Source organism: Stenotrophomonas humi, from assembly GCF_001431415.1.
Classification (GTDB): Bacteria; Pseudomonadota; Gammaproteobacteria; order Xanthomonadales; family Xanthomonadaceae; genus Stenotrophomonas; species Stenotrophomonas humi.
The window spans coordinates 91,898-104,278 of record NZ_LDJI01000025.1; the positions used below are offsets into that span (position 1 = coordinate 91,898).

The following is a 12,381-nucleotide window of genomic DNA, read 5'->3' on the forward strand; positions in this document are numbered from 1 at the left end:
AAAAACGGGTCGTCAGAACGAGTCCCTATTCAGAGACGTCGTGAAGGCGCGAATTCTTACGCTGGCCTTGGAGGGTTACAGTGCCGATTTCTGACCAAAACTCACTGAAAATCACACGCGAATCGAGAACCAGTCCGCATTTTTTTGCTAGATCATTGATTTTTCAGGAATTTCATTAGCCGCAAATTCACCGATGTGAACCCGCTTCCCGTTTACAAATGTGACCTTTGGCTGAATGTCAAAGTGTGAACTAGAGCGTCAGGCGGTAACCCGAACCGCGAACTGCGCGGATGGGGAGGGTGCAGCGGGTGACGCTGCGCACGCGGTTGCGCAGGCGGTGCACCAGCACCTCAATCCGGTGCGGATCAAAGCTCCAGGGCTGGTCGGTCAGGGCTGCGATCAGCTGCGCACGGCCGATGGTCTCGTCTGGCGATGCGAACAACAGGGACAAAAATGCACGCTCGGCCTCGGTCAAAGCGAGAACCTGGCCGCTGGGGGCTCGCAGGTTCCAACCGCCCGATTCCAGCTCCCAGGCCGTTGATGTCTCACCGGCTGACGCCGCTTCGATCACCTGTGCCGGCTCCCCCGGCAAGCGCCGACGCAGGCTGTACAACCCCGCAGCCAGCAACTCCACATCCGGCCGATGTGCCAGGCAGGCATCAGCACCGGCCCACAGGCCTTCGGCCACCCGCTGCGGGGTTGCCGCATCCACCAACAGCACCACGCCCAGGTCATCACGACGACGCAGGTGTTCCACGGTGGAGGACAGTCCTTCATCCACAAGCGCGGTATCGATCAGCACCACATCGCAGGGAACGATGGCCAGCTCCCGGTACAGCGCCGCGATGTTGTCCATGGCATGCACCTGCGCGCCGTAGCGCTGCAATGGCAGCACCACGTCCAGACTTCCAACAATCCATATGCGCAGCGGCGCCAAAGCCAGCGCCAATGCATCACTCGTCGCTGCCGGCGCGTTTTCCATCAGTTGCGTTACCACACAATTTCCCCGCTGTGAGGCACATGACCTCGCTCAATATAGGGGAATATTAGCCCAGCGTAATGTCAGTTACTGAGGCAAAGCGTAAAGAGCTTTCTGACAGGCGTTGAAAAAGACCTGAGCAATCCGACGCCCCTGCTGAAAATGAGCTGCGTGAATTTGGTGAAATGCTGCGCGTGGCGCATCGCAGATGCGGAACCGCGTTTCCAAGAGGACGTTTCCGACCAATGGCCTTGCCGGGCGTGGCCCGGCACCACACCGCATGTCTGACTGCATGATTTTCCAGCAGCACCGCATGCCGGGGATTGCCCGGCATGCGGTGCGTCACGGCCTACTCCGCCGGGACGCCCATTTCCTTCAACAACTCCGGTGCCGGGTAAACCTTGGCCAGCAACCAGCGCAGGTAGCGCATGTCCACATGCACCGCGCGCTTGTACCGCGGATCGAACCACCAACTGGCACTCACCGATTCCCAGTTGGAATCGAAGTTCAGGCCGATCAGCTCACCACGCGCGTTGAGCACCGGTGAGCCGGAGTTGCCTCCGGTGGTATCCAGGTTGGTCAGGAAGTTGACCGTCTGCGTCTTCAGCACCGGATCGGCAGTGCTGCCGAAATCGCCCTTGGCGATGGCCGCCAGCAGCGGCTTGGGTGCATCGAACGGCACCGTGTTGGTGTTTTTCTCGGCGATGCCAGCCACCGTGGTGACCGGTGAATAACTCACTGCATCACGCGGATGCAGTGCTTCGACTTTGCCGTAGCTGATGCGCAGCGTGCTGTTGGCATCCGGGTACACCGCACGGCCCTGCGTTGCACGCCAGGCGAACAACGCCTGCATGTAGGACGGACGCAGACGCAGCTGTTCGCCTTCGCGTTCCTTGCTTTGGCGCTCGGCGTCGAGCTGGGCCACCACCAAAGCCGAGGCCACCGATGCCAGCGGGTCGCTTTCAATCGCGCCACCCTTGCGGGCGCTTTCAAAGCGCGACAGACGCTGCGCTTCATCACCCAGGCGCGTCTGTGCGTACAACGTGTCCAGACGCGTGGTCAGCTGCGCCGGCGTACGGCCGAACAGGTTGTCGTAGTGCGCGTTGCGCTGTGCATCGGGCAGCTGCTGATAGCGGGTGAGCAGCGCGGTGAGAATCGCTTTCTCCACGACGGGGTCGTAGCGACGCTGTACCTGCTTGAGCACACCTTCGATCAGCGCCTGATCGCGCTGCTGGTAACCAGCTTCGCGCTCGGCGTCGGGCTTGAGCGATTCCACGCGCAACCGCTCAAGCAGCAACGCCGAGCGCAGCAGCTGGGTCTGGCTGGACAGCAATGTCACCAGGAACTCGCTGCTTCCCACTTCACGATCCGCTGCCAGCGATGCGAACAACGCATCGATGTCGGCTTTGTACTTGCTGTCGGTGGCGGCCAGCATGGCCTGCTCGTCCTGGGCACGCTGGGTTTTGGCATCGCTACGCAGCAGGCCTTCCAGCTCACCGGCCGCGCGCTTGCGGTTGTTCTTCAGCGATTGCAGCTGGGACGCATAGCGGGTACGCGCATCGGCATTGGTCTTGCCGATGGCTTCAATGGTGTCGATCAACTGCTGGAACACATCAACGCGGCGCGGCAGCACGGTGTCGATCTGGTTGCTGAACTCGGCGGCGGTGCGAAGGCGATAGGTGGTTCCCGGGTAACCGGCCAGCATCGCGTAGTCACCTTCCTTCGGGCCATCAGCCGCCATCTTCAGGTGTGCTGGCGGCTGGTAGGGAACGTTGTCCTTGTTGTAAGGCGCCGGCTTGCCGTCCTTGCCAACGTAGGCACGCAGCAGGGTGAAGTCACCGGTGTGGCGCGGCCACATGAAGTTGTCGACTTCATCGCCATAATTGCCGATGGCGCGCGGCGGCGCGTAGACCAGGCGGATGTCAGTCAGCTCCAGCTGGCGGATGCGGTAGAAATCGGTGCCGTAATACATGTTGGCCACCGAACAGCGCACGCCACCTTCGGCTTCACAGTCGGCGACGATGCGCTTGCGCGCGTTTTCCACCGCGTCGTAGTAGGCACGGCCGGTCTTGCCGCGCGCGTCCTTGAGCACGTCATCGGTGACCTTGTCGAAGCCCACCGTCACCAGCACGCGGTAATCCGGATTGGCCGCACGCTCATCAGCGCGGCCCTGGGCGATGAAGCCCTCGTTGATCGTGTCGTGTTCCTTGCTGGCGTTGTACTGGATCACGCCATAGGCCACATGGTGGTTGGTCAGCAACAAGCCATCACCGGACACGAACGCACCGGTGCCGCCCCCCACACGTACCACCGCACTCAACGGCGGCGCGGTGACATCGGCCAATTCCGCCGGATTGCCCTTGAAACCGGCTTCCTTCAGCGTTTTTGCCAACTCAGGCAACTGCGTGGGCATCCACATGCCCTCGTTGGCGTTGGCGGCAGCAGCCAGGCTCATGCCCAGCACCAGCGCGGCGGTAAGCGGTTTGCGCGTCATTGGAACTCCAGCGAAATACAGAACAGGCGTGGACAGTAGCGGCGCCGCCCGAGGGCGGCAACCGCCAGCGGTCATGGACTGGAGATTCGATGGGAGCAATGCAGAGCCAATCGCAGCCCCTCCCAATCCTGCCCTGCAAGCAACGGAGTGACAGCCCCCTGAAAGCACAACCTGAACTCTCAGAACGCAACTTCCCTACTCGGCGCTGGAGGGCAGGAAGGTGGCGTCGTTGCCGATACCACTCCTGCATCCCTCCGAATTACTTCTCCGTGCGCCAGTTCACCGAGCCGCGGTTTTCCACCGTGGACGATTCCACTTCGATGTCGAAGCCGCGACGCAGCAGGTACTTCAGCGTCAGCACCGAGCCGCTGCCGACCAGCGACACACCGTAGCCGACGTAAAGCTTGGGCGTGATGTATTTGCCCACGCCGATCACCGAGCCGCCCAGCGCGCGTGACTGGCTTACACCAGCATCATCCAGGCCCAGCTTGGCGCCGACCTGCGCGGCCAGCAGGCCACTGCCGGCCGACAGGGCCGCCGAAGCGGCATTGACCTGCTGTGCCTGGTCGTTGCTGGCCATGCTCAGGCTGCGGCCGAGCACCAGGTACGCCAGCGCTTCGGATTGCGACATCGCCGGATCCGACCACACGTCCACCTTCGGCGCCTGCGCGCGGCCGGTGACGTGGATGCCCGCGGTGACGTCGCCGATCGCACGCTCAGCCTTGATGTTGATGCGCGGGTCCGAAACGATGCCGTAGTTCCACAGCAGTTGGCCGTCGGTGATGGTCAGGTCCTGGCCGTAGGCCTTGTAGCGACCACTCACCTCCAGACCGCCGTTGGCGGTCATCTCGCGGCCCGGTCGGGCACGCACCTGCATGCGCCCGGTCAGCGCGCCCTTGAGGCCGAAACCGGTCATCTTGACCTTGTCGCCCAGACTCACGGTCAGGTCCATGTCCAGCGGCGAGGACGGACCTTCTGCCGGGTCCACCGGATCCAGCACCACCACGTCTTCGGACACGGAGGTACCGCGATCCAGACGCTCCAGGTCCAGATCAGCCTCGGGCACGTGCACGCTGCCGCGCAGTTCCATCGCGGTGCCGGCCAAGGTGAAGTCCAGATCCGGATTGGCGACCACGCGCAGTTCGCTGGTGTTGGCCAGCAGCACCTTGTCGCCGGAGATATGCAGCTGCAGCGGCTGGGCATCGCCAAACCACGACAGGCCACCATCCACCTTCAGCGTGCCTTCGCCACCGGTTTTGGCTGCGGCGTTGATACGCGCCGAGCCATCGGGCTGGGCGATGAAGGTGGCGGCGCCTTCGCTCAGGGTCAGGCCCAGCGCCGGCAGTTCACCGGTGAAATTGCTGAGCTTGGCGTCACCGCCCAGGGTCGGTTGCCCGCGTGTCCCGCGCAGGCTCACATGACCTTCGATCAACCCCTTGGGCCGCACCAGATCCGGCGAGAACAACTCCAGCCAGTACAGCCGCGACATGTTGAGGTACAGCTCACCGTTGAGTGCAGCGCCCGGTTCCCAACCGGTCTGCACCTTGGCATCGACGAAGCCGTCGCCCTGGAAACCGACACCGAGGAAACCCTTGATGCTGTTGGGCTGCATTTCCAGGTTGAGCGAGAAATGGTCATAACGCACCAGCTCGCCACGGGCGTTGTCACCCAGGCGGATGCCGCCCTCGGCCGAGGCCACCTTGAAGCCGCCTTCAAACGCATTGCCACGCGGGCGGATGTCGCCGTCGAAGGTGACTTCGCCACGCAGGTGCAGCGTACGGCCGGCATTGGGCGGCAACCACGGCTGCACCAGCGCCAGCGGCAGTGCATCGCCGCGCAGCTTCAGACCGTCACGCGGCCAGTTGGCGCTCGCGCACACCGCACCGCCGGTGGTCGACCCCAGGCAGGCTTCGCCGAGGGTGAAGTTGCTGCCCTGCACGTTGAACGCCGCGGGCTGGCGCAATTGCCACGGCGCGCCCTTGACCGGCGCCAGCCGCAGCGAGGCCAGTTCACCACGCCACGCCTGCCCGGCCTGACGCACGCTGCCACTGAGCGCGATGGCACCCAGTTCGTTACCGGTCTCCGCATCCAGATGCAGGTTCTGCAGGCTGCCACGCGCATTGATGCGCACCTGGTCCAGCAGCATGCCCACTTCCACCGCGCTGCCCTGCACCTGCAGGGCACCGTTGTCGCCCTGCCACGGCAGACGGCCGTTGATGCTGATCTGGCCGGCTTTCCAGTCATCCCATTGCAGGCTGTTGCCGCGCAGGTCGGCGGTGATGTCCGGCTGGCTTGGCGTGCCTCGCAACTGCAGGGTGCCGGCCAGACTGCCACTGCTGCCGGGCAGCAGGTCGGACAGATGCAGCGGCTCCAGCCGTGCGTCCACGTTCATGCGGTCGCCGACCTTGCCCTTGGCTTCGATGCGGCTGTCGCCCACCACCAGACGCACGTCGCCCTCGCCCTGGGTGCCCTGCAAGGCGAGCTTGGCGCGTGCATCCACGCTGCGACCACGCAACCTGCCCTTGAGCTGCGGCACGTCCACGGTGGCCTCAAAGCGCATCTCGTCAGTACCGGCTGGCGCCGGCAACTGCTTGCCCTGGGAGGCGAGCGTACCGGACAGGTTGCCCTCCCAACCCGGCAGGAAGTAACCAGGGTCGAAACCGGCCAGCCTGGCGTCTACATCCCAGGCCAGCATCGGTGCCCATGCCGCCGAGCCGGTCAGGTCCAGCGAGCCGCCCGGCGTGGTCGCCTTGAGCTGTTCGATGCGGGCCTGCTGGTCATTGCCACGCACGTCGAAATCGAGGCTGGCGTCCTGTGCATCGCGGGCGACGTCGGCCGTGCCGATGGCGGCCCAGTTCTTGAGGTTGCCGGCCACGCCCAGCCGTGCTTCTTTCAGGTGCATCGGCACCGGCGCGGTATCCGGCGCGGAGGGATCGGGCTCCGGCATCCAGGTCAGCTGGTTGGCCACCACCGCAAAGCGGAAGCCGGGGTTCTGCGCGTCGCTGAAATCCGCGGTGCCCTGCAGCCGCACGCTGCCGCCGAATACTTCGGCCACCAGCGGTGCGACGGTCAGCACCTGCTTGTCGATGGCGACGTTGGACGGTGCCAGCACCAGCTCCTGCTCGCCCTGGCGCACGCGGCCCTGCAACTGAGCCTGGCCGCCACGGCCACGCGCGGTGAAATCCAGCGCCAGTGGAGCGGGCGCTTCGGCCATGAACTGCGCCGGCACCAGCTGGCCCAGATCCAGTTCTTCCGAACGCGCGGCAATGTTCCACACCGGATTGTCGCGGCCATCCAGGATCAGGCTGGCATGCAGCGGCTTGGGCGCGTAACCGGCCAACGCCACTTCCATGTGCGCCAGATCACCACGCGCCACCAGGCCCAACCGTGCTGCGGGCTGGCCCGGCCGCGCCGGCATCAGTGCGCGCACGGTGAGGTCTGTGTCGTAATCGTTGCGCGGCAGGTAATGGCCGTCGATGCGGAAATCGCCAAGGTTGCTGTTGACCTTGATCTGGACGGCACGGAACTCGCCATCGGCCGCTTCCAGTCCGCCGCGGATGCGGGTGATGTCGATCACCGGCTCCTGCACCTGGCTGATACGCAGGCCATCGACCACGATGGTGTCGGCCTGCAGGGCCAGCGGCAGTTCGATCGCAGGCAGCACGTCCGGCCAGTTCGGCAGCTCGAAGGGTTTGTCTTCCGACGGGCCCAGGTCCAGCGTGGCATCGGTGATGCGTAGTGCGTCCAGGCGCAGCTTGCGGCCCAGCAGCGGGCGGATGTCCGGGTCCAGATAGGCCTGCGCGGCAGTGAAATGCAGGTCTTCGTAGCGGAAATCGAGGTCGTGCAGGATCAACGGGCCGGCCAGCGGGCCTTCGGCCTTGCTCCAGGTCAGCGACGAATTGGCCGGCAGGCGCGCCACCACCTGCGCCAGCAGCACTTCACGCCCTGCCACGGTCTGCAGCAGCCAATACACCGCAAACAGGCCCAGCAACACCAGCGCGGTGATGGTGATGCCACTGCGCACGGCCAGCTTGCGCAGGCGCGCCTTGCGCTTGGCACGCAGTTCGGCGATGCGCGCTTCGCGTTCTTCCGGGCTTACGTCATCCGGGCGGCGGCTCACAGGTCGGCTCCGATGTTGAGGTACAGCTGGAAGGCCGAATCCGGGCTGTTCAAGCCGCGGGCGATATCAATGCGCACGGGGCCGACCGGGGATTTCCAGCGCACGCCGAAACCCACGCCGGTATGCAGGTCGATGGTGTTGTCAAAGGCGCTGCCGGTATCGACGAACACCGCCGCGCCCCACGGGCCACCATTGAAGTAATGCTCGTACTCGGCCGAGCCCACCACCACGTTCTTGGCACCGAGCGCGTATTTGTCCGGGGCCGGGGTACGCGGGCCCACTTCGCGGTAGGCGTAGCCACGGATGGAGCGGTCGCCACCGGCGAAGTAACGCAGGCTCGGCGGCATCGACACCAGATCGCTGGTCCAGGTGGTACCGGCCTGGCCGCGCAGGATAAGGCGGTCGGCATCGCCCACCGGGATGTACCAGCGCAGGGTCATGTCCGCCTGGACGAAGCTGGTATCCGAGCCGGCACCTTCAATGCCACCCCGCACCGTGGCGTTGCCGCTGATGCCACTACGCGGAAAACTCTCGTCGTCCACGTTCACGTAGTCGCCGGTCAACTGCGGATAAACGAGCGTGGAGTACTGGTACAGCCGCTTGTCGAAGGTATTGCCGGAGTTGTACCCCCAGCGCTCGCGCAAAGCGTTCATCGAGACGATGGCGGTCCAGTGCTCGTTGATCTCACCGCTGCGGCTGGCGATGAGCTTCACGTTGCGCAGGTCGATGTAGTCGGTCTGCTCGTCGTAGGCACTGATCGCGTAGGTGTACCAGCCGTCCAGCCAACGGAAGCCAGGCACGCGGTAGCTGGTGATCAGGCTCTTGCGCCGCTGTGCGTAGTCCAGCTGCGTGTTGAGCTTATGCCCACGGCGGTTGACGTAGCGGCGTTCCACGCCGCCGCGCACACCGGCGCCGCTCTCGCTGCCGAAGCTGACACCGGCGGTGTAGATGGTGCGCTTGGCCTTGGTCAGCTTCACGTTCACCGGCACATCGCCGTTCTCATCGGCCTGCTCGGGATGCGGCTGGATGTCGATGACGCTGAAATAGTCGAGTTTGGTCAGCGACTCGCGCAGGCGGTCGAGCTTGCCTTCATGCCAGTAGCTGCCTTCTTCCCAGTACACCAGCGGGTCGAACAGGCCCGGGCGGAAGTAATCCTCCTGGAAGGTGATCGGCCCCATGTTGTAGCGGCGGCCACTGTCCCAGCTGAGGAAGATGTCGGCCGCGTTCTCGGCCCGGGTGACTTCCACCTTGCGCTGGGTGAAGTCGGCATCGAAGTAACCGCGCTCGGCCAGGCGCCGGGTGATGGTGACCTTGCTGGCCTCGTAATTGACCGAATCGAACGGCTGCCCGGACTTGGGCTGGAATGCCTCCAGGTCTTCCTGCAGGTAGCGGTCGCGCGAGGCGGGGCCGGTGATGATCACCTCGTCCTGGCGCACCTTGATCTGCGGGCCCTTGTCCACCTGGATCACCACCCGCACGTTGTCGCCCTCGCGTGGCGCCTCCACGGAGATGGTGGGGTTGTAGTAGCCGAACGGCTCCAGCGCCTGGCGGGTCTGGCGCTCGGCCTGCGACAGCAGGTACTCCAGTCGCGACTCGCCCTGGACCTTGTCGATCACGTCATACAGCGACAGCGAGACCTCGATGTTCTCAAGGATGGCGGCGTCATCGCCCTTGTCCAACCCCTTGATCTCCACCTTCTGGACGGTTCCACGGGCATGGGCGAGGGGCGCTACGAGGAGCGCGGTCAGGGATAAAAAAGCAAAAATCTTTGGCAGCATGTGAACAAGCATACCGATGCGTTGCGTGAAGACCCAAAGCATCACGCAACGTTCACGGCTTTGGTTAAATTATCGTAAACGCACCAGCCTCACCGGCAGCTGACATTCGTGCGTGACGTAATCCCGGAAGAACTCCGCTCCTGGAAGGAGCAACCGGCCTGACTGGGCATTGCCCTCAATTCGATGCGTCAGGAAATAAACGATGAAACCACACCTGTTGGCCACGGCAGTCTGTGCCGTCATTACCGCTTATTCCCCTCTTTCCTTCGCCCAATCCCAGCCCACCGATGACAAGCGGGACGTGGAGACCCTCGACAAGATCACCGTCACCGGCTCGCTGATCCCGCAGGTGCAGGTCGAGACCGCGACTCCGATCACGTCCATCACCTCCCAGGACATCCAACGACAGGGCTTCAAGGACGTCTACGAAGTGCTGCGCTCGCAGCCACTGGCGACCGGCGCGGTGCAGGACAGCCAGTTCTCGGGCGGCTTCACGGCCTCTGCCAAGCCGATCAGCCTGCTCGGCCTGGACCCGGGCTTCACCCTGGTGCTGATCGATGGCCGGCCGATGGCTGACTACCCGCTGCTCTACAACGGGCAGAGCAATTTCGTGGATCTGGCGAGCATTCCCACCGCGATGGTGGAGCGCATCGACATCGCCCCCGGCAACCAGTCGTCCATCTACGGCTCCAGCGCCATCGCCGGCGTGGTCAACATCATCCTGAAGAAGAAGATCGACGGCACCGAGATGAGCTTCCGCATCGGCAGCTATGACGGTGGCGGCGGCAACAACCAGCGCTTCCAGCTGACCAGCGGCCACAGCTGGGACAAGCTCGATGTGACCTGGGGCCTGCAGTTGAGCAACCAGGATCCGATCTACGGCCTCAACCGCAAGGACTTCGACTCCACCAACGACAACCCCGACGCGGATGCGCGCTATGGCAGCCGCACCTTCGTCCACAACAGCAGCAGCGGCGCCTATATCGATCCTGGCGCAGACGCCTGCGCGCCGCTGGCCGGACTGTTCGGGGGCACCACCATCTACGACACGCGACCCGGTCGCGGCAACTATTGCGGCAGCCGCTATGAGCCCGGCTATTCGTCAATCCTCAATAAGGAACGCAGTGCGTCCGGCTACGCCAACTTGAACTATGCGTTCAACGACAGCACCGATCTGTATGCGACGTTGCTGGTCAACCGCACCAAGAACGAAAGCAACTCCGGCTCGCGTTTCTGGCAACCCTCACTGGATACCAGCGGCTACATCTTCAACAACCTCACCGGCGACCTGGAGAGCTACCAGCGCATCTTCTCGCCCGAGGAAACCGGCGACCTCAACTTCAACAACGAGCGCCAGACCGCCGATTCGTACAACATCGCCCTCGGCATCAAGGGTGCGGTGGGCCAGTCCAACTGGGATTACAACGCCTACTACGCCCGCTCCGAGTACCACATCGACAGCCGCCAATGGTGGCCGCTGAAAGACAAGATGGAAGACTTCTTCCGCGAGCACTTCCTCGGCCCGCAGTTGGGTGAGTACTACGGTTATCCAATCTACGAGCCAAACGATGCAGGCTTCTATCAGGCACTGACGCCCGAGCAGTACCGCAGCTTCCAGGGTGAGATCCGCACCAAATCCAAGACCTGGACACAGAACGTCAACCTGCAGTTCACCAACACCTCGCTGTTCACCCTGCCCGCCGGTGATGTCGGCTTTGCCGGCGTGCTGCAGGCCGGCCAACAGTCGTGGAGCAACCCCACCGATACACGCGTGGTCAGCGACCAGTTCTGGGGGCTCAGCGGCACCCAGGGCAAGGGCAAGCGCGACAACTGGGCCGCGGCGGTGGAGCTGCGCGTACCGATCTTCAGCAAACTCACCGCCAGCCTGTCCGGGCGTTATGACGACTACAAGAATGATGGTGGCGGCAGTGATTCCCGCGCCACTTACAAGGCCGCGCTGGAATTCCGGCCGATCGATTCGCTGCTGTTCCGCGGCAACTACGCCACCGCGTTCAAGTCGCCGGACATGGCCTACGTCTTTGCAGGCGACAGCGGCTTCTACACCTTCGTTCCGGACTACTACCGCTGCGCCACCGAGCAACCGGGCGTCCCGATCAGCCAGTGCACACTCAACGACGAACAGGTGCGCGGCTCCCGCTCCGGCAATGGTGATCTGAAATCGATCACCGCCAAATCATGGGGCGGCGGGGTCGTCTGGTCGCCCAACAACAGCTTCACAATCAGCGCCGACTACTACCGCATCAAGATCGACAACAAGGTCGCCGACCTCGATCTGGACCTGCTGCTGCGCAACGAAGCCGCGTGCCGCCAGGGCCAGCTCGACGCCAGTTCGCCCACCTGCATCGATGCCTTGGCACGCATCGGCCGCGCCGGCCCCAATGCGCCGCAGCCCAACCAGATCGACACCGTGGCGGTGAACCCGATCAACGTCGCCAAGGAGGATGTCAGCGGCATCACAGCCAACCTGGACTATCGCTGGGCCACCGACAACTGGGGCAGCTTCATGGTGGGCGCGCGCTACAACGTCACGCTCAAGCACGAAAGCCAGCAGTATCCGGAGGATCCGGTGATCGACCTGCTGCGCAATCCGTACTACTCGTCCGAGTTCAAGAACATCTTCAGCGGCACGCTGGGCTGGCAGATGGGTGACCTGACGACGACGCTGTACGGCATCCGCTACGGGCGTACGCCCAACTTCGCCGCCCAGGACACCACTGAGGGCTACGCTGCGGATGATGCCGGCAAGGTCAAGGCATGGACCACCTTCAACCTGACCCTGGACTATGCGGTTACCGATGATGTCTCACTGAGCGTCACCGCCAACAACCTGACCAACGAACGACCGCCGCGTGATCGCACCTACACCTCGTATCCGTACTACAACATCTTCAACTACAACGGCTACGGCCGCTCGTACATGCTGGAGATGAACTGGCGCTTCGGTCGCGCCCAGTAAAAAGACGGAGCAGTTCGTGGGGACGGAGGAGCG

5 protein-coding genes are annotated in these 12,381 nt (G+C 63.8%); 1 reads left to right on the plus strand and 4 read right to left on the minus strand.

The annotated features are described in order from the left end of the window. Nucleotides 1-250: 250 nt before the first annotated feature. From ABB26_RS13035 to ABB26_RS13050, 4 genes are all read right to left on the minus strand, one after another. Nucleotides 251-982 (minus strand): winged helix-turn-helix domain-containing protein, encoded by a 732-nt coding sequence (locus ABB26_RS13035; protein WP_057634828.1) that lies wholly within the window; start codon nucleotides 980-982, stop codon nucleotides 251-253. A gap of 346 nt (nucleotides 983-1,328) precedes the next feature. Then, nucleotides 1,329-3,473: a S46 family peptidase gene (locus ABB26_RS13040; RefSeq protein WP_057634830.1), complete on the minus strand. Its 2,145-nt coding sequence runs from the start codon at nucleotides 3,471-3,473 to the stop codon at nucleotides 1,329-1,331. Nucleotides 3,474-3,732: 259 nt separating this feature from the next. Next, the gene (locus tag ABB26_RS13045; RefSeq protein WP_057634955.1) at nucleotides 3,733-7,545 is read right to left on the minus strand and encodes a translocation/assembly module TamB domain-containing protein; all 3,813 of its coding nucleotides are present in this window, start codon (nucleotides 7,543-7,545) and stop codon (nucleotides 3,733-3,735) included. 44 nt (nucleotides 7,546-7,589) lie between these two features. Then, a complete protein-coding gene (locus ABB26_RS13050; protein WP_057634957.1) occupies nucleotides 7,590-9,383 on the minus strand; it encodes an autotransporter assembly complex protein TamA in 1,794 nt (597 codons plus the stop codon). A gap of 190 nt (nucleotides 9,384-9,573) precedes the next feature. Between ABB26_RS13050 and ABB26_RS13055 the strand changes: the two genes are divergently transcribed. Beyond that, nucleotides 9,574-12,348 (plus strand): TonB-dependent receptor, encoded by a 2,775-nt coding sequence (locus tag ABB26_RS13055; RefSeq protein ID WP_057634833.1) that lies wholly within the window; start codon nucleotides 9,574-9,576, stop codon nucleotides 12,346-12,348. Nucleotides 12,349-12,381 lie beyond the last annotated feature (33 nt).

Excerpts from the sequence above, each read along its gene's own strand:
- ABB26_RS13050 (WP_057634957.1), bottom strand. The coding sequence starts at position 9,383 with ATGCTTGTTCACATGCTGCCAAAGATTTTTGCTTTTTTATCCCTGACC.
- ABB26_RS13055 (WP_057634833.1), top strand. The coding sequence starts at position 9,574 with ATGAAACCACACCTGTTGGCCACGGCAGTCTGTGCCGTCATTACCGCT.
- ABB26_RS13035 (WP_057634828.1), bottom strand. The coding sequence starts at position 982 with ATGGAAAACGCGCCGGCAGCGACGAGTGATGCATTGGCGCTGGCTTTG.
- ABB26_RS13040 (WP_057634830.1), bottom strand. The coding sequence starts at position 3,473 with ATGACGCGCAAACCGCTTACCGCCGCGCTGGTGCTGGGCATGAGCCTG.